This is a genomic window from Bacillus sp. S/N-304-OC-R1 (assembly GCF_019749375.1).
Taxonomy (GTDB): domain Bacteria; phylum Bacillota; class Bacilli; order Bacillales; family Cytobacillaceae; genus Cytobacillus.
Genome location: NZ_JACWFE010000001.1, coordinates 65,083 through 88,243, shown reverse-complemented (window position 1 = coordinate 88,243; position 23,161 = coordinate 65,083). Strand labels below are relative to the sequence as shown.

The 23,161-nt window shown below is 36.1% G+C and carries 29 protein-coding genes; 12 read left to right on the top strand and 17 right to left on the bottom strand.

Translation table 11 applies throughout. The features are described 5' to 3' along the window. Positions 1-46 precede the first annotated feature (46 nt). A complete protein-coding gene (locus tag H0173_RS00450) occupies positions 47-820 on the top strand; it encodes a hypothetical protein (protein ID WP_221843956.1) in 774 nt (257 codons plus the stop codon). 38 nt (positions 821-858) lie between these two features. Here H0173_RS00450 and H0173_RS00445 read toward each other — a convergent pair whose 3' ends face one another. Further along, positions 859-3,015 (bottom strand): PAS domain S-box protein, encoded by a 2,157-nt coding sequence (locus H0173_RS00445; RefSeq protein ID WP_221843955.1) that lies wholly within the window; start codon positions 3,013-3,015, stop codon positions 859-861. A gap of 258 nt (positions 3,016-3,273) precedes the next feature. Here H0173_RS00445 and yhfH point away from each other — a divergent pair, with 258 nt between their 5' ends. Next, positions 3,274-3,408: a protein YhfH gene (yhfH, locus tag H0173_RS00440; protein ID WP_221843954.1), complete on the top strand. Its 135-nt coding sequence runs from the start codon at positions 3,274-3,276 to the stop codon at positions 3,406-3,408. A gap of 123 nt (positions 3,409-3,531) precedes the next feature. Beyond that, complete coding sequence (locus tag H0173_RS00435; protein WP_221843953.1) at positions 3,532-3,696, top strand: hypothetical protein; 165 nt, start codon at positions 3,532-3,534, stop codon at positions 3,694-3,696. A gap of 64 nt (positions 3,697-3,760) precedes the next feature. Here the strand turns inward: H0173_RS00435 and H0173_RS00430 are convergent, their stop codons facing one another. After that, positions 3,761-3,976 (bottom strand): cold-inducible protein YdjO-related protein, encoded by a 216-nt coding sequence (locus H0173_RS00430; protein WP_260630956.1) that lies wholly within the window; start codon positions 3,974-3,976, stop codon positions 3,761-3,763. A gap of 68 nt (positions 3,977-4,044) precedes the next feature. Between H0173_RS00430 and H0173_RS00425 the strand changes: the two genes are divergently transcribed. The 3 genes from H0173_RS00425 (at position 4,045) to H0173_RS00415 (ending at position 6,792) form a co-directional block, all read left to right on the top strand. After that, the gene (locus H0173_RS00425) at positions 4,045-4,191 is read left to right on the top strand and encodes a hypothetical protein (protein ID WP_221844841.1); all 147 of its coding nucleotides are present in this window, start codon (positions 4,045-4,047) and stop codon (positions 4,189-4,191) included. A gap of 371 nt (positions 4,192-4,562) precedes the next feature. Further along, positions 4,563-6,047, top strand: a complete 1,485-nt coding sequence (locus H0173_RS00420) for an aldehyde dehydrogenase family protein (protein ID WP_221843952.1) — start codon at positions 4,563-4,565, stop codon at positions 6,045-6,047. Positions 6,048-6,192: 145 nt separating this feature from the next. Next, the gene (locus H0173_RS00415) at positions 6,193-6,792 is read left to right on the top strand and encodes an SCO family protein (RefSeq protein WP_221843951.1); all 600 of its coding nucleotides are present in this window, start codon (positions 6,193-6,195) and stop codon (positions 6,790-6,792) included. 67 nt (positions 6,793-6,859) lie between these two features. Here the strand turns inward: H0173_RS00415 and H0173_RS22105 are convergent, their stop codons facing one another. Continuing rightward, entirely contained in the window at positions 6,860-6,994 is a 135-nt protein-coding gene (locus H0173_RS22105) for a hypothetical protein (RefSeq protein ID WP_260630955.1), read from the bottom strand. A 297-nt stretch (positions 6,995-7,291) separates the two neighbouring features. Between H0173_RS22105 and H0173_RS00410 the strand changes: the two genes are divergently transcribed. After that, a complete protein-coding gene (locus tag H0173_RS00410) occupies positions 7,292-8,911 on the top strand; it encodes an ABC-F family ATP-binding cassette domain-containing protein (RefSeq protein ID WP_221843950.1) in 1,620 nt (539 codons plus the stop codon). Positions 8,912-8,977: 66 nt separating this feature from the next. Here H0173_RS00410 and H0173_RS00405 read toward each other — a convergent pair whose 3' ends face one another. Then, positions 8,978-9,106, bottom strand: a complete 129-nt coding sequence (locus H0173_RS00405) for a YuzL family protein (protein ID WP_221843949.1) — start codon at positions 9,104-9,106, stop codon at positions 8,978-8,980. A gap of 112 nt (positions 9,107-9,218) precedes the next feature. On the opposite strand from H0173_RS00405, the gene H0173_RS00400 reads away from it, so the two are divergent. Beyond that, the gene (locus tag H0173_RS00400; RefSeq protein ID WP_221843948.1) at positions 9,219-9,461 is read left to right on the top strand and encodes a YkuS family protein; all 243 of its coding nucleotides are present in this window, start codon (positions 9,219-9,221) and stop codon (positions 9,459-9,461) included. A gap of 80 nt (positions 9,462-9,541) precedes the next feature. Here the strand turns inward: H0173_RS00400 and H0173_RS00395 are convergent, their stop codons facing one another. The 7 genes from H0173_RS00395 to H0173_RS00365 are packed head-to-tail and all read right to left on the bottom strand — an operon-like array spanning position 9,542 to position 14,520. Continuing rightward, positions 9,542-10,366: an urease accessory protein UreD gene (locus H0173_RS00395; RefSeq protein WP_221843947.1), complete on the bottom strand. Its 825-nt coding sequence runs from the start codon at positions 10,364-10,366 to the stop codon at positions 9,542-9,544. Position 10,367: 1 nt separating this feature from the next. Then, the gene (gene ureG, locus H0173_RS00390; RefSeq protein ID WP_221843946.1) at positions 10,368-10,979 is read right to left on the bottom strand and encodes an urease accessory protein UreG; all 612 of its coding nucleotides are present in this window, start codon (positions 10,977-10,979) and stop codon (positions 10,368-10,370) included. A gap of 24 nt (positions 10,980-11,003) precedes the next feature. Next, positions 11,004-11,690, bottom strand: coding sequence for an urease accessory protein UreF (locus H0173_RS00385; RefSeq protein WP_221843945.1), 687 nt, complete (start codon positions 11,688-11,690; stop codon positions 11,004-11,006). Further along, on the bottom strand, positions 11,683-12,138 hold the full coding sequence (gene ureE / locus H0173_RS00380) for an urease accessory protein UreE (protein ID WP_221843944.1): 456 nt from the start codon (positions 12,136-12,138) through the stop codon (positions 11,683-11,685). Before ureE ends, H0173_RS00385 begins: the two co-directional genes overlap by 8 nt. 9 nt (positions 12,139-12,147) lie before the next feature. After that, entirely contained in the window at positions 12,148-13,860 is a 1,713-nt protein-coding gene (ureC, locus tag H0173_RS00375; RefSeq protein WP_221843943.1) for an urease subunit alpha, read from the bottom strand. Continuing rightward, on the bottom strand, positions 13,857-14,180 hold the full coding sequence (gene ureB / locus H0173_RS00370; protein WP_221843942.1) for an urease subunit beta: 324 nt from the start codon (positions 14,178-14,180) through the stop codon (positions 13,857-13,859). The genes ureC and ureB overlap by 4 nt, the downstream gene beginning before the upstream one ends. Before the next feature lie 37 nt (positions 14,181-14,217). Then, positions 14,218-14,520 carry an urease subunit gamma gene (locus H0173_RS00365; protein WP_221843941.1) on the bottom strand — a complete coding sequence of 101 codons (303 nt, stop codon included), beginning with the start codon at positions 14,518-14,520 and terminating at the stop codon, positions 14,218-14,220. 201 nt (positions 14,521-14,721) lie between these two features. Between H0173_RS00365 and H0173_RS00360 the strand changes: the two genes are divergently transcribed. Further along, entirely contained in the window at positions 14,722-15,687 is a 966-nt protein-coding gene (locus H0173_RS00360) for an urea transporter (RefSeq protein WP_221843940.1), read from the top strand. A 48-nt stretch (positions 15,688-15,735) separates the two neighbouring features. Here the strand turns inward: H0173_RS00360 and H0173_RS00355 are convergent, their stop codons facing one another. After that, the gene (locus H0173_RS00355) at positions 15,736-15,951 is read right to left on the bottom strand and encodes a DUF5342 family protein (protein ID WP_221843939.1); all 216 of its coding nucleotides are present in this window, start codon (positions 15,949-15,951) and stop codon (positions 15,736-15,738) included. 77 nt (positions 15,952-16,028) lie between these two features. Then, positions 16,029-16,964, bottom strand: a complete 936-nt coding sequence (locus H0173_RS00350) for a helix-turn-helix transcriptional regulator (protein ID WP_221843938.1) — start codon at positions 16,962-16,964, stop codon at positions 16,029-16,031. Positions 16,965-17,081: 117 nt separating this feature from the next. Here H0173_RS00350 and modA point away from each other — a divergent pair, with 117 nt between their 5' ends. Together modA and modB are read left to right on the top strand one after the other, a co-directional pair. Then, positions 17,082-17,906: a molybdate ABC transporter substrate-binding protein gene (modA, locus tag H0173_RS00345; RefSeq protein WP_221844743.1), complete on the top strand. Its 825-nt coding sequence runs from the start codon at positions 17,082-17,084 to the stop codon at positions 17,904-17,906. A gap of 5 nt (positions 17,907-17,911) precedes the next feature. Beyond that, positions 17,912-18,565 carry a molybdate ABC transporter permease subunit gene (modB, locus tag H0173_RS00340; protein ID WP_221843937.1) on the top strand — a complete coding sequence of 218 codons (654 nt, stop codon included), beginning with the start codon at positions 17,912-17,914 and terminating at the stop codon, positions 18,563-18,565. A gap of 27 nt (positions 18,566-18,592) precedes the next feature. Here the strand turns inward: modB and H0173_RS00335 are convergent, their stop codons facing one another. Beyond that, positions 18,593-19,741 carry a D-alanyl-D-alanine carboxypeptidase family protein gene (locus H0173_RS00335; protein ID WP_221843936.1) on the bottom strand — a complete coding sequence of 383 codons (1,149 nt, stop codon included), beginning with the start codon at positions 19,739-19,741 and terminating at the stop codon, positions 18,593-18,595. A 163-nt stretch (positions 19,742-19,904) separates the two neighbouring features. After that, entirely contained in the window at positions 19,905-20,066 is a 162-nt protein-coding gene (locus tag H0173_RS00330) for a hypothetical protein (RefSeq protein ID WP_221843935.1), read from the bottom strand. 178 nt (positions 20,067-20,244) lie between these two features. On the opposite strand from H0173_RS00330, the gene H0173_RS00325 reads away from it, so the two are divergent. Continuing rightward, positions 20,245-20,697 (top strand): cupredoxin domain-containing protein, encoded by a 453-nt coding sequence (locus tag H0173_RS00325; protein WP_221843934.1) that lies wholly within the window; start codon positions 20,245-20,247, stop codon positions 20,695-20,697. Between the two features lie 39 nt (positions 20,698-20,736). Here the strand turns inward: H0173_RS00325 and nadE are convergent, their stop codons facing one another. Both nadE and H0173_RS00315 read right to left on the bottom strand, forming a co-directional pair. Beyond that, entirely contained in the window at positions 20,737-21,558 is an 822-nt protein-coding gene (nadE, locus tag H0173_RS00320; RefSeq protein ID WP_221843933.1) for an ammonia-dependent NAD(+) synthetase, read from the bottom strand. A 42-nt stretch (positions 21,559-21,600) separates the two neighbouring features. Continuing rightward, positions 21,601-23,061 (bottom strand): nicotinate phosphoribosyltransferase, encoded by a 1,461-nt coding sequence (locus H0173_RS00315; RefSeq protein WP_221843932.1) that lies wholly within the window; start codon positions 23,059-23,061, stop codon positions 21,601-21,603. Between the last annotated feature and the right edge of the window lie 100 nt (positions 23,062-23,161).

Sequence of the window (23,161 nt, the reverse complement as noted above, 5' to 3'; positions counted from 1 at the left end):
ATATAAATAATGCAGTTTAGATCAGGATATTAAGGGAGTGTTATACTTGGGTCTATATTCAAATGATCAGATTGTCCCCAATCTGTTTAATAAGCAGCCTCAAAAGGCAAGTAATTCGAATCAGGAATATTATCGTCTGAATTTCCTCCAAGAAATTCTGGAACAGCAGAAATTAGTAAACAGCCAGCTATCAGAGGCATATGGAGATATTGATGTTCAGGTGAGTGAATCATTTAAAGATTTTTCACAGACATTAAAGCGGACTTCAACAAAACAAAATAAGGATTTATTAAAACTTTTAAACCGATTAGATCAGCAAGAACAAGTTATCTTTCAATTTTTAGAGGTAATCAAACAGCAAGAAAATGGAAATGAAATGATCCTAGATCGTTTGGATGAGCTCGAAAGAAGAAATAATCTGATCTTGGAAAACTTTGAAAAGGAAAGTCTAATGAATCAAGCGCTGCTCGACCAAGTGTCCTTTCAGCATGCAACGACAGAAGCACTAACAGGGAAGCTTGAAAAATTTGAATCTTTTTCACAGGATTTATCGGAGCAATTAGATAAACAAGAAGATGTGTATGAAGAACTGTCTAAAAAACTTGAGGTACAGGAAATTTTCCATACAACGGTCATGGAACGGTTAAATGAACAAGAAGCTGTCGTACAAAAAATGACAAGACAGCTAGAAAATCTTCGCTCTACTCTATATGAAAGAGTCTCTCACTTAAGTGAAAAAATTGAAACTGGTTTCATGCATGTGCTAAAACCGGTACAAAGTTTCTTTATCCAAAATGGAGAAAAAAGTAAAAAAAATTAGTCAAAAAAGGAAGGTTTATAAACCTTCCTTTTACTTGGCTAAATGTACAAGGGTAACATAATTGTAAATATTGTACCCTTATTTATTTCACTCTCAACATGAACCTTTCCTCCATGGCTTTCAATAATTTGAAAGCTAACCATTAGGCCCAATCCATTCCCCTTTTTCTTAGTCGTAAAAAACGGCTCCCCAATTTTGTTTAGTTTTTCTGGAGGGATCCCAACTCCGGAATCAAGGATGGAAATATAGACTGTTTCATTTTTTACTGAAACACTCAGTTGGAGCTCACCGCCGTTCGGCATTGCATCGATAGCGTTTTTTATAAAATTAATAAAAACTTGTTTTAATCGATATTCGTCACATTTGATGAGAATGGATGGTTCACTGCTTTCAAAATATAAGTCAATTCGTTTAGATTTAATATCAAACTCGAACAATGACATCACATTTTTCATAATTAGGATGATATTTTTTTCTTTAAGATCGACAGATTTTGGCTTTGCAAGAAGCATAAAATCCTCAACAATATGATTTACACGGTCAATCTCATTTAGAATGATGTCAAAATACTCTAAGCGCTCACTATTCTTTTCATCCATTTGCAGAAATTCTGTGTAACCCTTCATAGATGTAAGTGGATTGCGAATCTCATGTGCGACTCCAGCAGCGAGCTGTCCCACTGTTGCTAACTTGTCCTGTCTATGCAGAGCTTCTTCTGTTTTCTTTTTTTCTGTAATATCGTTTCGAATCGCTAAATATTGGTATGGTTTACCGTCCTTATTCAAGAATGGAACGATTGTCGTGTCTACCCAATAAAACGTTCCATCTTTTGCAGCGTTACAAATATCTCCCTTCCACACCTCACCATGTTTAATCGTATGCCATAAATTTCGAAAAAACTCTTTAGAATGATAGCCTGAATTTAGAATCGAGTGACTGCACCCGATTAGCTCTTCCCTGCTGTACTTTGAGATTTCACAAAATTTATCGTTGACACTTGTGATTATACCTTTTTCATCTGTAATGGCTACAATGGAAGATTGATCAAGTGCAAATTTAATATCGCTAACCTCTTTGATTTTGTCTTTCAAATGGACTTCAGTTTCTTTAAGGGCTGTAACATCATTTCGGATTGAAACATATTGATATGGTTTGCCTTCACTATTTAAAAAAGGAACAATGGTTGTATTTACCCAATAAAATGTACCATCCTTCGTTACATTACGAATTTCACCTCTCCAAACTTCGCCAGAGGAGATTGTTTTCCAAAGGTCGCTAAAAAACTCTGGTGGATGGAATTTTGAATTTAAGACACGATGAGTTTTCCCTAAGATTTCTTCTTTGCTATACTTTGATATTTCAATGAATTTATCGTTCACATACGTAATGATCCCGTTCGAATCTGTAATGGCGACAATTGTTGATTCATCCAAAGCTGCTTCGATATATCGTAAATAGTGATCACTATCAGCTAAGCGTCTCCCAATTACCGTCCTTGAGCCGATAATTCCACTTAAGATAAGTAAAGAGATAAATAACACAAAATAAATGGTGAACGATTTTGGATTTGAATCAGTATGACCCATAATATCTGCAGCATCGATTGAAAATGTGCGTAAAAGTAATAAGTTCCCTTCAATAATGGCTCCTGTAACTATGATTGCACTGACAGGCTTTATCCAAACTTCATTATACGGTGAAAGGCTTTTTGAGAAAAATAACATCCAAAGTGCAAGGGAAAATGCCCCAAAAATAAATAGAACAGAAATGATAAATAAAACTAAGTGGAACCCTATGTTTAATTTAGTTCCATATAAACCAGTACTATGAATGGAAAATACGGCAGCAGTCATAAAGAAGCTGCTGATCCAGATCTGTTTTGTTTTAACTTCTTTTTCAACTACCCCGTAAAAAGCAATTCCAGTAAAAACAGTTCCGAATAGAAGAGAAAGTATGGTAATCATAATATGCAGATTACTGGATGAAGCTGTATTAACAGCTAGCATTCCAATAAAGTTCATAATCCACAGTCCTACCCCCAATGAAAAAGTACCGCCTAAAAATAAAAACTTTCGATTTCGTTCAGAAGCTATAACTAATGAAAATAAATCCATGCCCGTATATGTACAAATAAAAGTAAGAATAATAGCAACAAAGATTAACATTGGATTAATTAATTCTAATATTTCTAACATGTAAACCTCCCCTTTTTAAGGGCTTCTACCTTGTTGTTTATGCAACTTCATACTTATTGATTGTAATCTAATTTATTTTTAGTTGGAAGGGAATTCTTATTTTTCCATCCCATTGTAGTCCTTATCCCCACTGAAATTATTTTCCTCTTATTTTTTAAATTTTCAAAAAAGGGCTACACATATAAAAAAAATTCGTGTATACTGTTATATAACAAGATGAGTAATATAAATTCTGTATTATAAGAAGGGGCGGATCTTATGTTAAATTATCAAACCGAATCTTTAAGCATTTCTTCTAGAAAGATTTGTCAAGAATGCGGTCAAAGTATTAAAGAGCATGTAGAAACATATTTATTAGAATGTGATCGCTGTTTATCTAAAAAGTCTGAATAAAATAAAAAATGCTGTGGAATTCCATAGCATTTTTTATTTTATTGTTAATCAATATGAATAAGAAAAGGCCGTTTTTCAAAACTTATCTTTATAGCCATATTTATTTAAGAGGTGTTATTAGAAATGAAGCACAATGGCAGAGAAGCATTGGAGAAAGCAGTCGAATTCGAAAGTTCACTGAAGCAAAATAATTATCCGAGTGAATCAATTAACGAACACCGTGCAGTAGAAACAGGAAATATATTATTGGCTGAGAAGGAATTAGGTCAACAAAATGAAAATGGTTAATAATGCGGATTTCCATAAAATATTAAGACTGTTGTTAGGTTCAACAGTCTTAATATAGTAAGGATTATTCAATTTGCGGCAATTCCCTCATTTCCATAGCTGTCTCATTTCCGCATAATGGACATTTTAAATCAGCAGATGCAAATTCCTTACGCATCCAGCCATTACAGTTTCTGCAAGCATATACTTCAGTATCAATCATTACTACTTCTGGTTTATCATCTTGACCTCTTCTGTTGAAAAAAATAACAAACGCCCCCTTTTCTCCTAGTATGGACAAAAAGAGGGAAAATATCCTGAAAGTAACTTAAACATAAATAGGAATACTTTGGAATGGAGGCTGCCAAATTGGAACATCAAAACAGCAATAAAAAATATACAATTTCTGGAACAGATATAGAAGAAGTAAAACGCCTAAACAGCCAGTCTGGACTATCCTATAATGAAGTAAAAAGATTGCTTGCCAGGAAGTTTATGAATAAATATAGTGAATGAAGCAGAAAAAGAAGTTGCATTTCATCAGCAACTTCTTTTATCAGATTCAATTTTTTCCGTTAACATCTTCTATAACCGGAGTTATCTGTCCCATTAGTTACTGCCCCTATATTTTTTACATTTTTCCTTTTTACATACGCCCTTTTTTATCGGCAGACATTATTGATCCTATATTTCCCTTTAACGTAGCTAAAGTAGAGTTATAACGAGGTATGTTGGAAGGTGTCGAATATTATCAGAATATTTATTTAATTCTCACTTGATTGTTAATCTATGGAATTGTTAGGATAATATTGTAGGTGTTCGCGAAAGAATTCTACTAATGGGTGGCATCATGAAATACATAGATTACTATTCTAAGGAGGAGTTTTATGAGCCAGTTAACTGTCAATTTATTAGAGAAAGTAGAAAAGTTCTTAAGCGGTAAAAAACAATTGTTTATCAATGGAGAATTTGTGGAAAGCAAGTCTCAGAAAACATTTGAAACATACAACCCAGCAACAGGTGAAGTACTTGCACACGTATTTGAAGCTGGACCTGAAGATATTGATCTTGCAGTACGAGCAGCTAGAAAAGCGTTTGATGAAGGTCCATGGTCCAAAATGGGCACTGCAAAAAGAAGCAGGCTTATGTATAAGCTAGCAGATTTAATGGAAGAAAACGCTGCTGAGCTAGCACAATTAGAAACATTAGATAATGGTAAACCAATTCGTGAAACAACAAATGCTGATATACCGCTTGCTGTTGAGCATATGCGCTATTATGCAGGCTGGTCAACAAAGATTGTTGGTCAGACTATCCCGGTTAATGGCCCTTTCTTTAACTATACTCGTCATGAAGCTGTTGGTGTTGTTGGTCAGATTATTCCTTGGAACTTCCCGCTGTTAATGGCATTGTGGAAGTTAGGAGCTGCGCTTGCAACAGGCTGTACGGTTGTATTAAAGCCAGCAGAACAAACTCCGCTATCTGCACTATACTTAGCAGAATTAATTCAAGAAGCAGGCTTCCCTCCTGGTGTTGTAAATATCGTTCCTGGTTTTGGAGAAACTGCAGGTCAGCCGCTTGTCGATCATCCTTTAGTTGATAAGATTGCCTTTACTGGTTCAACTGAGGTAGGAAAGCTGATCATGGAAAGAGCTTCAAAAACTTTAAAGAGAGTAACACTTGAATTAGGCGGTAAATCACCTAATATCATTCTGCCTGATGCTGATTTATCTAAAGCAATCCCTGGAGCATTAAATGGTGTTATGTTTAACCAAGGGCAAGTATGCTGTGCAGGTTCTCGTGTGTTTATTCAGAAGAAGCATTTTGATAATGTTGTGGCAGATATGGCTAGTCATGCGAAGAATATTAAACAAGGTGCTGGTATTCATGCTGATACAGAAATCGGACCTCTAGTATCCATCGAACAGCAAAATCGCGTTTTAGGCTATATTGAAAAGGGCTTAAATGAAGGTGCGCAGTTAGTTGTTGGCGGCGAAAAGCCACAAGAGCAAGGTTACTTCGTCTCCCCTACAATCTTTGCAGATGTAAGTGACGATATGACAATCGCGAAAGAAGAAATTTTCGGACCTGTTATTTCTGCTTTGCCGTATGAAGATCTAGATGAGCTCATTAATCGTGCCAACAGCAGTGAGTATGGTCTTGCTGCTGGAGTGTGGACGCGTGATGTAGCGAATGCTCACTATATTGCGAACAAACTTCGTGCTGGAACGGTATGGGTTAACTGCTATAATGCATTTGATGCGGCTTCACCGTTTGGCGGATTTAAGCAATCAGGAATTGGCCGTGAAATGGGTTCCTATGCTCTAAACAACTATACAGAAGTAAAGAGTGTTTGGATCTCAATGAAATAATAGTATTGTACCATAGCCAAAGGAATTTACTTTCCTTTGGCTTTTTAATTGAATTAAATTATGCTCCCTTCCCTTACATAAGTTCACATATTATCCATAGGATTTTTCAGCTATTTTCATTATCCTTATAGCGGGAGGTGAAAACATGAAAAAAATATATATTATATGTGGACTTATTGTCTTACTGGGAATTTCAGCAGGCATTTCATTTTTTATAATCCGCGATGTAACATCTAAGATTCCCGACAACATTTCACTTGTAACGATGCATGAAGAAAAATATGATCTCTCAAAATCAAATAAGAAATTAAAACTAGTAGAATTTATGTACACCCATTGCCCTGATATTTGTCCTACAACAACGCAAAAAATGAAATTTTTGAAAAAGGATCTTGAAAAGGCTGGCGTTTATGGAAAGGATATTCAATTTATGACAATATCAATTGATCCATATCGGGATACACCTGCAAAAATGCTGCACTATATGAAAACGTTTGATATCGAAGATGATGGAAACTGGCTGCTCCTTACAGGAGACCAAAATAATATGAAGCAAGATCAAGAAAAAATCAAAGAATTAGCTGGCACTTTCCAATTCCAGTATAGAGACCCAGGGGATGGTTTTTATATTCATAGCACTTTTGTTTATTTAATTGATGAAAATAATAAATTTATTAAAAGGTTCCCAATGGGGGAAGATTTTAACGAAAAAGATGTGTTCAATAAAATTATGAAAGAAATTTAGAACAAAAGAAAAAGTTAAGCGAGTATGCTTAACTTTTTTAATTTATGTTGTTTATTCTGTCAGCCTCTTAGTTAGTAGTGGATGATAATCTTTTGTTTTGTGGAAAAGCTATGATCATTTTGGATCTTGGTTTTGTAAAGCTAACATTAATTCCAGCTTTCTTTAAACGGTTAACTAAATCAACGAGCTGTTTTTTGGCCACAATAAAAACTCCTTTATCCTGCCTGTATAGTTTCATTGTACACGAGAAATATGAAAAAACTATGAAAAATTATAGAAAGTCTTAAATTATTTGTGTTATTTTAATTGTCTTTTTTATAAATCTGAACAAGAATTTTCTCTTTAATTAAATTCTATATTTTCTTGTGAACTCCTGTATGATTTCGAAATAATTAAGTAGTTTATTCAAAATTTTTTTCAGTTTATTTCAAGTATTAGCGATTATGATAAAAAAGTGATATAATTTATAAGATTATGTGTTCTGGAGGAATAAATATTTATGCTAACAGTGAGTAATGTAAGTCTTCGTTATGGCGATCGTAAGCTTTTTGAAGACGTTAATATTAAATTTACACCGGGAAATTGTTATGGACTAATTGGTGCAAATGGCGCTGGAAAGTCTACTTTCCTAAAGATTTTGTCTGGCGAAATCGAATCACAATCAGGCAGTGTTCATTTAGGTCCTAATGAGCGTTTAGCTGTATTAAAGCAAAACCATTTTGAATATGAAGAGCATGAAGCATTAAAGGTTGTCATCATGGGGCATGCAAGACTGTATGAAGTCATGCAAGAAAAGGATGCCATCTATATGAAGGCTGATTTTACCGATGAGGACGGTATGAAAGCTGCAGAGCTTGAAGGTGAGTTTGCAGAGTTAAATGGTTGGGAAGCTGAATCCGAAGCAGCCATTTTATTAAAAGGCCTTGGTATCGGTGAAGAACTGCATTCGAAGAAAATGGCTGATCTTTCCGGTTCTGAGAAAGTTAAAGTTTTGCTTGCACAAGCTTTATTTGGCCAACCGGATGTTCTACTTTTGGACGAGCCGACAAACCATTTAGACATTAAAGCGATTCAATGGCTTGAAGAGTTTTTAATTAACTTTGAAAATACAGTTATTGTCGTATCCCATGACCGTCACTTCTTAAACAAAGTATGTACTCATATTGCAGATTTGGATTTTGGAAAGATCCAGATTTATGTCGGGAACTATGATTTCTGGTATGAATCAAGCCAGCTTGCCCAAAGAATGGCTTCAGATCAGAATAAGAAAAAAGAAGAGAAAATTAAAGAGCTTCAAGCGTTTATTGCTCGTTTTAGCGCCAATGCGTCTAAATCTAAACAAGCGACTTCCCGTAAAAAACTACTGGATAAAATTACACTTGATGACATTAGACCATCTTCAAGAAGGTACCCATATGTTGGATTTACACCTGAACGTGAAATAGGCAATGACTTGCTTCGCGTCGAAGGAATTAGCAAAACGATTGATGGAGTAAAAGTACTTGATAATATAAGCTTTATTATGAATAAAGATGATAAGATCGCACTTGTCGGAACAAATGAGATTGCCAAAACTACCCTTTTCAAAATTTTAATGGGTGAAATGGAAGCTGACAGTGGTACCTTTAAATGGGGAATCACTACATCTCAGGCTTATTTTCCAAAAGACAACTCGGAGTTCTTTGAAAATAGTGAGTTAAATCTTGTTGATTGGCTGCGTCAATTCTCCCCTAATGACCAAAGTGAAAGCTTCCTAAGAGGCTTCCTTGGAAGAATGTTATTCTCTGGAGAAGAAGTGTTAAAGAAAGCAAGTGTCCTTTCCGGAGGCGAAAAAGTTCGCTGTATGCTTTCTAAAATGATGTTAAGCGGTTCAAACGTATTATTGCTTGATGAGCCAACAAACCATTTAGACCTAGAATCGATTACTGCTGTAAACAATGGCTTAATTAATTTTAAAGGCTCACTTATTTTCGCATCGCATGACCACCAATTTATTCAAACAATCGCAAATCGAATTATTGAAATTACACCAAACGGATTTGTTGATAAGCAAATGACATATGATGAATATTTAGAGAATGCCGAGTTACAAAAGCAAGTAGCTGCGATGTATAAGTAAATTTGATTAGGAACAGGATGGATTTCTCCATCCTGTTTTTTATGCTATGTAAGCCATATACAAATCTTATTTTTTCTTTTTATGACTAGTTGAAGAGGACGTTGTTCCGCCTGTTTCAATATTTGTTGTTCCTTGCCCTTTCACATCAGATGCGCTTAACCCTGTTTTGGACGGGTCCTTTTTTCTCTTTGACATATTGCCTCACCTCCCTTCTTACTTTTTCTTAACGAGCGTAAATATATTCCAAATTCAAGAGAATAAAATGCCAGAGAAAAAGCCATTCTATCAACGGAGGAGGTGTTGACTGATGAAAAAAATTGCTGTGGAACAATCATTAACAAATGTTTCTGAAGCTCTTCGGGAAAAGGGATATGATGTCGTTGAACTAAAGTCTGCTCAAGATGCTGAAAACTGTTCAGCTTGTGTCGTAACTGGAATGGACTCGAACTTTATGGGAATGCATGATATTACGACGAAAGCCCCTGTTATTGAGGCGAGCGGATTATCCGCTGATGAAGTATGTCAAGAAATCGAGGAAAGAATTAGATAAAATTAAGCAATAAGAAAGACTAAAGAATTAATTCTTTAGTCTTATTTTTTCAGATTTTGAATCCTATGGGTCTCCATGTATTAATATTTTCTTAAAAAGCTAGGAGATGTTTGAAACCATTCTTCACTAATGAGCTTATGGCATTCATTAAAAATCCTTTCGATTGTTTGTGTTAAATTAGCTAATATTCGGATCGAAAAGCCGGGAACCGGCAGTAAGGACAGGCCAATTTTATACTCATTCTCCTCAGATTTTACTGCCTTGTATATACGATCAAGCAGCTCATTATTTGTTTGATCACATATAACAATCATGGAGCCTATATGTGTATAGCCTTCCATTATCCCGATTGTTTTCATATTTTTAACAGACGGGCTTAATTTTAAATGATCAAAGGTAATTAGCTCCTCATCCATATATATTTCATTTATTAATTGAAGCTGCTCATAACTGAAAAACTCTCCATCAGGTGACCATCCTGGGGTAATAATGTCTGAGTAAATTAATGTTGCTCCTTTTTCCATGCGAATTACATTTTTTTGTTTATATTTTGCATTTCGATAGGCTATAAGTGGATCTGGCAGATACTCTAAAAAACTGCCTTCTTTTAAATGAATTTCAGTCTCCTGATAAGCTAATGAATTTGGAGTTTTGTAAATTTTTGTTGCAGATTGTGTTGTTAGAGTAACTCTTGCCCTTTCGTTTAACGAGATATGTAAACGGTAGCGGTCGCCATCTAAATAGCCACCGCCAGGGTTTAATAAATAGTAGCAAACCTTACCTGAATCATCATGATAAATCGGGCGCATCAATTTTAAAGCGCCTTGAAAATATACATTTCTCGCTACTGTTCTGCCTCCCCTATCTTCTGCATCTAACTTTAAGACTCCAGTCCAATTGCTCATTCTAGGCAATTCCTTTTAGTAATGCATTTTTCTTTATCCATTCTATAACATCGTCTAATCCTGAATTATCTTTCAAATTTGTAAAGATAAACGGTTTATCTCCTCTAAAGACCTTAGTATCAGACTCCATTACATCTAATCTCGCGCCGACAAACGGTGCCAGATCTGTTTTATTAATAATAAATAAATCTGACTTTATCATTCCCTGCCCGCCTTTTCGCGGAATTTTTTCACCTTGTGCGACATCAATAATATAGATGGAAAAATCCACAAGCTCTGGACTAAAAGTCGCAGCCAGGTTGTCCCCACCGCTTTCAACAAATATCAGTTCTAAGTCTGGATGACTTTCCTTTAACTGATCAATGGCAGCGAAATTCATGGAAGCGTCTTCTCGAATGGCAGTATGTGGACACCCGCCTGTTTCTACTCCAATGATTCTATCCGCAGGAAGAACCCCGTTTTCCATTAAGAACTTGGCATCTTCCTTCGTGTAAATATCATTAGTAATTGCGGCCATACTGATTTCACCATTTAATTTACGAGTTAGTTTTTCAACTAACAACGTTTTTCCTGCACCAACAGGACCTCCTACCCCAATCTTTACTGGTTCCATAATAAACACACCTTTCCATATTTTTTAAGACATAAAAATTCTAATATTTACTCGTTCATGCAGCATTTGAGATAACTCAAGACCTGGTGATACAATACCGAAATCTTCCTCTTCCATTTCTCTGATTTTAGTAACGGCATCAACTAAGGAATCCTGTATTGAGTGAATAATTTTTTGTCCTGCTGTTTGGCCTAAAGGAATTGCTCTTACAGCATTTTGAACAATGCCTGAAACGGCAGAGTATAAATAATACAATATAGTTGAATCTGGAGTAATGCATAAGTGATGACCAATCATAGAGAATACAACTGCAGGATGCCCAAATGATTGCTTACTCTTTATTCGTTTAGCATATTCATTCAATACCTGAAAATCATAAAGAGATTGAATTAGCTTTGCCATGCTTTCTCCGATTCTCTTGGAACCTTCTCGGGTTTCCCGAGGCAGATTTTGAACCATCAGCATTCTGTCCAGCTTCCATACTTTTGTGTATTGTTCCATTTCTAATGCTTCATAAATAAGCTTACAAGCTAGACCGTCTGAATGGATTAACTGCTCATTTAAATAAATTTGGAGCCATTCTAGAAATGAATCTGCATCATGAACTTTATTTTCTTGTATATACGTCTCTAGACCATAGGAATGACTAAATGCTCCAGTCGGAAAATTAGAATCGCAAAGTTGTAAAATTGAAAGTAGCTGCTTATCCATGACTGTGACCTATATGTCTAAAAGCTTGTTTTACCTTCCGCTCTTCACGTTTATAAGGAATATGAAGCTCCTGAAGTAATTCCTCAACAAGATAATCGTATTGCACAAGCATTTCATTTTCCTCAAATTGAGCAGGCAAATGACGATTCCCAAGCTGATGGGCAATTGTCCCCATTTCTTTTAAACTGCGCGGCTTAATCACTAATAAATCATCTGATATAACATCAACGACGATTATATTTTTCTCATCCATAAACAGAACATCACCAGCTGCTAAATCACGTGGCTGCTTTAAACGTATGCCGATTTCTTTGCCGTGATCAGTTGTTACAAGCTGTATTCTTTTTACTAAGTTAGCACTTTCCATATAGACCTTTTCAATATGGCGTTTAATGATTTCTTCTTTTTCTAATTCTTCAATATTTGTAATAATATTTTCAACAATCATTTCTTCACCTCAAAACAGAAAATATCTTTGCCCCATTGGTACCTTGTCCACAGGCTCACACATAATTATTTCTCCATTTACCTTTACTTCGTAAGTTTGCGGATCTACTAAAATTTCCGGAGTTTCGGAATTATGCTTCATATGTTTTTTTGTTAATTTGCGAATACCATGAACAGGAAGAATTATTCTTTCGAGACCCAGTTTTTCATGTATTTTATCTTCAAATGCAGCCTGAGAAATAAAAGTAATTGAGCTTTTCATTAATGCTTTTCCAGTTGTAGCATACATTGGACGATGGATAATTGGCTGTGGTGTCGGAATTGATGCATTGGCATCTCCCATTAAGGCGTAGACAACAAATCCATTTTTTAGAACTAGTTCAGGCTTCACTCCAAAAAAAGATGGCTGCCATAGAACTAAATCGGCAATTTTGCCTACTTCTACAGACCCAACATAATCTGCAATCCCATGGGTAATAGCTGGATTAATCGTATATTTTGCAATATATCGTTTTGCCCGATTATTATCCGAAAGCTTACTATCACCTTGAAGTAATCCTCGTTGTTTTTTCATTTTATCTGCTGTCTGCCATGTCCGGATTACTACCTCTCCAATACGTCCCATTGCCTGTGCATCTGAGCTTGTCATGCTTAGAACACCCATATCTTGTAGGATATCTTCTGCTGCAATCGTTTCACGCCGAATCCTTGAATCAGCAAAAGCTATATCTTCTGGAACAGATGGATTTAAATGGTGACAAACCATTAACATGTCCATATGCTCATCTATTGTATTAACGGTATAGGGCAAAGTTGGATTTGTAGAGGACGGCAGTACATTCATATAGCCGGCTGACATTAATAGGTCAGGTGCATGGCCCCCTCCCGCTCCTTCAGTATGGTACATATGGATTGCACGGTCTTTGATGGCTGCCAATGTGTTTTCGACAAAGCCGCACTCATTTAATGTATCAGCATGCAATGCCACTTGAACATCGAATTTATCTGCTACCCTTAATGAATAATCAATTGCTGAAGCTGTTGCTCCCCAATCCTCGTGAACCTTTAATCCGATTGCACCTGCCCGAATTTGCTCAGCTAGAGGTTCTTCTGCTGCAGCTTGCCCTTTTCCAGTAAATCCCACATTAATCGGGAGTCCTTCAGCAGCTTCCAGCATTCGATGAATATTCCATTCTCCCGGAGTTACGGTTGTTGCTCTTGATCCGGCTGTTGGCCCTGTTCCACCGCCAATTAAAGTTGTTAAACCTGCAGTTAATGCTGTGCTAACTTGTTCAGGATTAATAAAATGAACGTGAGTATCGATTCCCCCAGCAGTGACGATCATGCCTTCTCCTGCGATAATTTCTGTTGATGCCCCAATAATGATGTCTACACCATCCATGACTAAAGGATTCCCAGCTTTTCCGATTCCGGCTATTTTCCCATCACGAATGGCAATATCAGCTTTAAATATGCCTGTATAATCAAGTATGACTGCATTTGTAATCACAAGATCCGGAATCCCATCACCGCGAGTAACAAGTGGATCTTGCCCCATTCCGTCCCGGATTACCTTCCCACCGCCGAAAACGACCTCTTCTCCATAGGTTGTATAATCTTTTTCAATTTGAATAATTATATCTGTATCCGCTAACCGGATGGAGTCACCTGTTGTTGGACCGAACATTTGAACATATTGCTTTCTCGACATGTTAAAACTCATGCTTGACCCCTCTTTTCTACAGATCCATCGACTTTATTATTGAAACCATAGATTCTCTGTTCTCCGCCATAGCTAACTAAGTCTACTTCTTTTTCATCGCCTGGCTCAAAACGTACAGCTGCGCCCGCCGGAATATTTAACCTTTTACCAAAGGCTTCATCGCGGTCAAATTGCAGCGCTTCGTTTACCTCATAAAAATGATAATGAGATCCAACCTGCACTGGTCGGTCACCAGTATTCGTTACGGAAATCTTTGTTTTACTTCTACCGGCATTACAAACAATTTCTTCTTCCTTTAAAAATAATTGTCCTGGTTCCAACTGAAAACCCTCCTGCCATTCTCATTATTTTTCCTATTTAGCGAATTGGATCATGAACAGTAACTAATTTTGTTCCATCAGGAAAAGTCGCTTCGACCTGGATATCATCAATCATTTCCGGAATCCCTTCCATTACATCATCACGCGACAAAACGGTTGCGCCATATTCCATCAACTGTGCAACAGTTTTTCCATCTCTGGCCCCTTCTAGAACTTCATGGGTAATAAGAGCTACGGCTTCGGGGTAATTTAATTTCAATCCTCTTTCTTTTCGCCGTCTTGCCAGATCAGCTGCGACAACTATCATAAGCTTGTCAATCTCACGTGGTACTAACTGCATAAATAGGCCTCCTTTATAGGTAGGGAAAAAGGTCTACCAATTATCCAAAAAAAATATTATTTGAACCCAAATTCATTATTTCCTAATATTTAACATTTAAACGGAAATTCTTCGTTAGCTAGCAAAAATTTTTATGATGGATTTTCGTAATGGATATTTGGAAAGCTAATGAAAGAATTAAATTAATAAGGGGTAAAAGGTATGAATAAAACAAATCAGTCATTCACATTAAGAGGGTCGGCATTATCGTTTATCACTGCCTCATTAAAAGGTATTTCTCAAGTCATATTAATTGAAAATGCGATATCAGGTTTGATTATATTGTTAGCGATAATGGTTTCTTCAATATTTGAAGGAATCATTGCATTATTATCTGCTTTTATTGGTACCTTTATCGGAAAAATAGGTGGGATGGAGGAACAAAAAGTCAATCAAGGTCTACTAGGGTATAATTCAGTATTAACTGGGATGGCTTTGATGCTGTTTCTAACAGGATCTAACAGATGGATATTTGCTCTCGGTGGAGCGGCAATTGCTGCAATCTTTACCGCTGCAATCGTATATTTAATGAGAAATACAGGAATCCCTATATTAACATTCCCTTTTATCGTTCTAACATGGATCATATTACTGACACCTTATAAATTACATGCGATTAATTTATCACCAGAACTCGAACCACAAAATCTATCTGTTTTAGGACCAGAATTAACGGAAAAAGTAGATTTCATTGAAGGAATTTTTAATGGAATCGGACAGATTTATCTGTTGGATGAACCACTTTCAGGGATATTACTTTTTGTCGCCGTCTTTTTTGCCGGTTGGAAGTTAGGGCTATATGCAATTTTAGGAAACATTACGGCTTTGATTTTTGCTTACTTTCTTGGAGCTGAACATACATTAATGATGTTAGGGCTTTATGGGTACAATGCCATCTTAACAATCTTGGCAGTATCAGCTGTTTTTAATGAAAAACAAAATTTTCTCACAGTTTTAATAGGAATCATTTCTGCTTGTTTAGCTGTTCTTATTACTGCTAGTGTGGACGCATTGCTTATTCCATTTGGACTTCCGGCTCTGACAATGCCTTTTGTATTAGCAACATGGATTATTCTATGTGCAAGAAAAGTAATGCCTTTCTCAAATATTAAGGAAAAGAAGTTCTAAAAAAATAAAAGCATCTAGTCAGCAATAGTGACAGATGCTTTTAATCCTTTACTGGAGATGTTCTCTCATTAAATCATGTACTTTATTTTCGATAGCTTCCACATGTTCTTGTTCAAGAGAATGCCCTGGTCGAGGATGAAACCAATGTATCTCTTCATCATGGTAGATTCCTGAATAATCATTTCCAGCGATATTAAATTTAAACTGATGACGTTCGTGGATTTGATCTTCAAATACTTGCTTAACTTCAAAGTTATCGAACATTTTAGTCCTCCTTTCATTAATACATTCTTAGTTATGTTCCATTAATGAAAGAGTTAACCGTAGTTTTTAAATTCATTTTAAAAGGTTTCAAATATTACTTTCCCGGTTTCAGTCAAATCATAATCTCCCATCATTTTTAGTTCCTTCTTTAATTCAGATGATGAAAGAGTTTCTTTTAGTTTCTCAATAATAGCAGCATTTTCTTCTGTTTTTAATAAAACCAAATCATATCTTTCCTTTATTAACGGTATAAAATCTAAATCGGTAATTTTCGCTGCATGTTCAATTCCAATTCCAACATCGGCTTTTTCCCCCTTAATGGCTGCAGCAACAGCTAAATGACTTGTTTCTTCTAAGCTGTATCCATTAACCTCCACTGATCGAATCCCATGTATTCGGAGCTGTTCGTCTAATAGTACCCTTGCGCCTGCTCCTTTTTCACGATTAATGATCGAAATATCGTCTCTATTTAAGTCCATCCATCCAGATATATTTTTTGGATTTCCTTTTTGCACATATAGTCCCGCCCATCTTGAGAGAAAGTTAATTACAATAAACGGAATTCCAGTCATGATTTTTTTTACATAAGGAATATTATAAGTGCCTGTATCACCATCAAAGAGATGTAGGCTGACTAAGTCGCATTGATTCTGGTACATAGAAATTAAACTGTTTAGACTACCGGTATATAACCTCAGCGGTCTAATGTTCATTTCCTCTTTTTCTAATTGTTTTGCTAATAAATCTAATGCAATGTCCTGTCCGCTTATAACAAATGTTCGCGGATTTAAAAGATTGTTTGAATCCTTATTGGAATGGGCTGCTTGGTGTACTCCTCTATTTTTTGTTCTCAATTTATAGCTTTCAAGATCAGTAGAATCGACGCGCATTTGCCTTCCTACTCGATAGGAAGTAAGTTCATTCTTCTTTATGAGATCATAGACGGTTAATTTAGAAACCTTTAAAAGAGCAGCTACCTCTTCAATCGTATATGAAATATTATGATCTGACATGTTATCAATCCTACCTTTATTTTTTTGGAAAAAATTACTTCTATAAGTAGTTATAAGTAGTTATAATTAGTTATAACTACTTATATTTAATTATAATGAGAGGAAAATGTGAAACATATGAGAATAAAAAAATATATTTTTATGCTGCTACTATTATTTCTTTTTGTTACTGGTTGTTCAACAGATAATACAGAGAGTCAATATAACAAACAACAGCAAGCCAAATCAAATGAACAGAAGCACGAAAAAATAGAATTAACTATTTCAGCCGCAGCAAGTTTAGAAGATGCTTTTAATGAAATTAAGCCTGTATTTGAAGAAGAGTACCCAAATATTAAACTATTATTTAACTTTGGCGGTTCTGGTGCTTTACAAAAGCAAATTATTCAAGGAGCTCCGGTAGACCTGTTCTTTTCCGCTGCAGAAGATAAATTTGATGAATTAGTTTCTAAAGGCTTGATCGATCAAAATCAAGGCAATGATATGTTAGGCAATACACTTGTATTAATCATACCAAAAGATTCAAAGGATTCTATAAAAGGATTTGAAGATCTTTTGCATTTAAATGACAAAAAATTTGCTCTCGGTACACCAGAGGCAGTTCCAGCAGGAAGCTATGGAAAGCAAACTCTAGAATTTTTAGGGCTATGGAAGCAAATTCAACCTAATCTTGTTTTTGCAAAAGATGTAAGGCAAGTGCTAACATATGTAGAAACCGGTAATGTTGCAGCCGGTATAGTTTATAAAACTGATGCTTTAACTTCAGATAAAGTGTTAGTTGTTAGTGAAGCGAGTGCAGATAGCCATGATCCAATTGTCTATCCGGTTGGAATTGTTAATTCGAATAAGCATATGAAAGAAGCAGAAATATTCTATCAGTACCTTCAAGAAAAAACTGCAAAGGACACATTTATAAAATATGGATTTAATGTATTGGATTGATATGAATGAATGAGCTATTTATTTCGCCAGTTATACTTTCATTAAAAGTTTCGTTCGTAACACTATGTTTAGTATTCGTTATCGGAACGCTGCTGGCCAAATTTATGACGTTAAAAAAATATAAAGGAAAAGTAGTGGCAGAGACGGTTCTGCTACTACCTCTTGTTCTGCCGCCAACTGTTGTGGGCTTTTTGCTAATTGTAATTTTCGGGAATACAAGCCCTGTCGGGAGATGGATACAAACTATCTTTAATCAATCTATTATGTTTTCTTGGTATGCTGCAGTTATTGCATCAACAATAGTGGCTCTTCCGCTTATGTATCAATCCGCGAAAACAGGATTTTCAGAAATTGATCTTGCAATTCAAGATGCTGCAAGAGTAGATGGTGCTGGAGAATGGGCAGTCTTTTTTCGGGTCACGATGCCGCTTGCCTATAAATCTCTTATTACAGGGGGCATTTTAAGTTTTGCAAGAGCACTGGGGGAGTTTGGGGCCACCTTGATGTTTGCTGGAAATATTCCAGGTAAAACACAAACAATGTCAACTGCTATTTATATGTCTCTTGAATCGGGAAATATGGAATTAGCCTGGATGCTAGTAGGAACAATGATCTTCATTTCTTTCCTCATGCTTTTGGCAGTATCAATCGTCAAATAAAAAAACGATAAACGAAAATAAGTTCGTTTATCGTTTTTTTAATTTTCTTATCCCGATAAGGAGTCCCGCAACAGCAGTAAGGATGATAGCATATTTTCCGTAAAAACCCATTGTTTTTCTATCTGACGGTTGTTCAACCTTTTCCTGTCGAGTGTCAGTTTTTTCAACCGGCTTTTCAACAAGAGTGACTGCTTGTATAATATTACCGTTTGTATTTGTTACTTGAAGCTGTCCATCTGAAGTAATAATATTTTCATAGGAGCTGGCCGGGACTGTGATCAATACATCATATAAACCTGTAGTAAAGGTTTTTCCTTCTTTTTGAAAGGTATCCGATTTTGGGATGTAAGTATGCTTGAACTGGTCAAAACCATAATCTAATAATGAAATGGTATCATCATATACTTCTTTATCATTTACCCCTTTCAAAACGATAGCAGTTAGCTCCATGTTATCTTTCTGGGCAGAAGTAGCCAGAGTAAATTTAGATTCGGGCACATATCCTGTTTTGCCGCCATTTACCGCTTCATATGGAATTTCACCCTTTAACATAAGGTGATGCGTTAAAAGAGTCGTATCCCAGGATTTTCCTATCCATTTTAATTCCTTCGTGCCATATATTTCTCTGAAGATGTCATTTTTAAGTGCATAGCTAGTAATTTTCGCCAAATCCTCAGCTGTTGTATAGTGATTTTCATCAAACAATCCATGAGGATTTGTAAAATGAGTATTGGACACATGTATTTTTGTTTTTAAATATTCATTGATTTTTTCTTCAAAATGGCTTCCATCCAAGTGCTCCGCAATAGCCGCCGCAGCATCGTTGCCTGAGTTAATAAGCATTCCTTGAATTAATTTCTTTAATGGAACCTGCTCGCCTTCTTCTAAGTAAACGCTTGTTCCATCTGTATTTGCCGCATTTTTACTTACTGTCACCATATCTTCTAAATTTCCGTTTTCAATTGCATAGATGGCCGTAGCAATTTTTGTTAAGCTTGCAGGATACATCCTTTGTTCTGCATTTTTTTCATATAAGACAGCCCCTGTTTCAGAATCAACAATGATGGCTGCTTCACTTCTAACCTCTGGGTTTGAAAGTTCTTCTGCATGGACAATTGTTCCAACTGGCACGCAAAAAGAAAAGATTATTAACATAATTAGAATTATCTTATTCATACATTACCTTCCAATTTTCTTGTTTTTGTCCATATAAGATTTTACCAAAACTATGCTTATTTAGGATAAAAGTCATGAAAATGTTACAAAAATGAAATTATCGCGCAAACTCTAAAATATACTATGCAAAAAAAATAAGCAATCCCAATGGATTACTTAATTATTAACTGCACCCGCCACCACAGATTTCCTTATCACTTGGCTTTAAAATTCCAAGATTAGTTGGCACTGATTCCGGTTTTAATTTGAACTGGTTTCTTTTTCTTTTCTTAAATAGGAATATAATTAGCCCAATCGCTGCTGCTAATAATATAATCCATTTCATTTTCCATCCCCTTCCCTTCTTGATTATATTATAGCTTCTAAATGTATATATTTTACAGTAAGAAAGAACAAATCAGTAGAAAGGAACTAGTTAAATAAATAAAAAATGTAGACAAGTTCTCCCCCTATGTCAGCATATCTATTGTAATGGACAAACATTTTAGAGGAGGAGAATGTAAATGCCGTTTCTAGTTTTGAAAAAAAGGTCTATCATCATGTTCTTAGTCATAATTCTATCTGTAACATCTGCATCCATTTGGCTGCTCGTTAACAATGATGCAGTAACGGTCTTTAGCGAAGATACTAAGGGAGAGGTTCGCGAAATACACATGGTGACAGGGGAATTTAAATCAAAGCTCCCAAATGGGAAAGAGATTGAATCATACCGTTGGGACCCTGGCACAATCTTTGTTCATCAAGGGGAAAAAGTGAATCTCGTGATTAGCGGAGTAAATGGGGCTGAACACCCATTTTCGATTGAAGGAACAGATATTAAAGGAATCGTCAAAAAAGGCGAGGATACGGTCGTACCTCTTCATTTCAAAAAAGAAGGTGTATACCGATTAATCTGTCATACACATCTTGAAAAAGAACAAAATGGTCCGATGATCGCTTATATAGTGGTTGATTAATGAAAAACAGCGTTAGGACTTATCCTGACGCTGTTCTTCTTATTTCCACCAATCGTCCTGCATAGAAGCCGGCATTCTTCTTTTGTGTTCAGACTGCAGGTAGCGTTTTTCGATTTTATCTGCCGCGTCTTGTGGAACTTGTTTGCCTTCTAAATAATCATCTAATTCATCATATGTGAGACCCAGTTCTGTTTCATCCGCTTGACCGGGTGTCATATCGAGGAGATCTGCTGTTGGCACTTTTAAATAAAGCCTTTCATCTGCGCCTAATTCCTGTAATAGCGCTTTACCTTGTCTCTTTGATAGCCCGGTTAGCGGAGTAACATCTGCACCGCCGTCGCCGAATTTCGTATAAAAACCTGTAATCGCTTCTGCAGCATGATCTGTGCCAATGACTAATAAACCGCCCATGCCGCCAAATGCATACTGAGCAATCATTCTCATTCTTGCTTTTACATTTCCTTTTTGATAATCGCTCAATGGCTGATCATTAACTAATGTATTATATTCTTTTTGAATCTCATCTACAGCTGCTTTAATATTAAAAACATACTCATGATCGGCATTAATAAAGGATAATGCCAACTTTGCGTCTTCTTCATCACCTTGAACACCATATGGAAGGCGGACAGCAATAAACTTTGCCGTTCTTCCTTCATTGCGGAGTTCTTCAACTGCGATCTGTGCAAGTCTGCCAGCAAGTGTGGAATCCTGGCCGCCACTTATGCCAAGTACATAACCTATTGCACCTGTTTTTTTAAGGTAATCCTTTAAGAAATCCACTCTCTTTCTAATTTCATTCTTAGGATCAATTGTTGATTTAACATGTAGTTTTTCTATAATTTCCCTTTGCGATGTCACTATTATACCTCCCTAAAGAAGCTGCTCATACTCATGCTTATTTTATAACTTTTTCACTTTTTCCTTCACCTTTTGAATATGCTCCATTTTATTATCCCAGCATTTTTGACTTAAGTCGACAGGATATTCTTCTGGATTTAAGGAACGACGGTATTCCTCCCAAAGTAAATTAAGATTTTCCTTCACAAATTTTTGAATATCTGTGAGTTTAGGCAATATGTAGACAAGATCTCCATTTACATATATATCCTTGTGCAGATCTCTAGCTTCGAAATCAGTGACATATTTTTTTATATATGTATGTACTGGGTGGAACATTTTCAAGCGTTTTTCTCCCTGTGGATTTTCATCCTCAAGTGCTATATAGTCTCCTTCGGATTTTTGGTTCGCTTTATTGATGATACGGTAAACCTTTTTTAATCCCGGTGTTGTTACTTTTTCAGGGTTGCCGCTAATTTTAATAGTATCCATCATTTTGCCTTCTTCGTTTTCAATGGAAACAAGCTTATAGACTGCCCCAAGAGCAGCTTGATCATAGGCAGTAATTAATTTAGTACCAACACCCCATGAGTCGATTTTTGCTCCCTGTCCCTTTAAATGCAAAATAGTATATTCATCAAGATCATTAGAAGCGATAATTTTGGCATGCGGAAATCCGGCAGCATCCAGCATTTTTCTAGCCTCTTTAGATAGGTAGGCTAGGTCGCCGCTATCAAGCCGAATTCCAATGAAATTTATTCTATCTCCGAGCTCCTTTGCCACTTTTATCGCATTAGGCACACCTGATTTTAGTGTATCGTATGTATCAACAAGGAAAACACAATCTTTATGTCTTCTAGCGTACTTATGAAAGGCTGTATATTCATCGTGGTAGGCTTGTACAAGTGCATGGGCATGAGTACCCGAAACTGGAATGCCAAATTTCTTGCCCGCCCTCACGTTAGAGGTTGACTGAAACCCGCCGATAAATGCAGCTCTTGCTCCCCATATGGCAGCATCCATTTCTTGTGCTCTCCTTGTCCCAAATTCCATTGCTGTTTCATCACCAACAACCTCTTTAATTCGAGCCGCTTTTGTTGCAATTAATGTTTGATAATTAACGATATTTAGCAAGGCAGTTTCTATTAATTGTGCTTGTGCGAGCGTTGCCTCAATTCTCATAATCGGCTCATTGCCGAATACAAGCTCTCCTTCTTCTAGCGAACGAATAGAGCCGGTAAATGTTAAGGTTTTTAAATAGTCAAGAAAATCTTCCTTATACCCTAACTCTTCTTTTAAATAAGCTAAATCACTGTCTGAAAAACGAAATTGGTTAATATACTCTATCACTCTTTCCAATCCAGCAAAAATCCCATATCCATTTTTAAAGGGAAGTTTTCGAAAATACAGTTCGAAAACAGCTTTTCTATTATGAATGCCATCCTCCCAATACGTTTCAGCCATATTAATTTGATATAAATCCGTATGTAGCGTAAGACTGTCGTCAGGATATGAAGCAACCATAAAGATACCTCCAGTATTATTAATTGATACTTCCATTTTACCCGTTTTTTCTGCGATTACACGAAAATGATTGTTAGTACTGTCGTACCTTTAAAAAAAC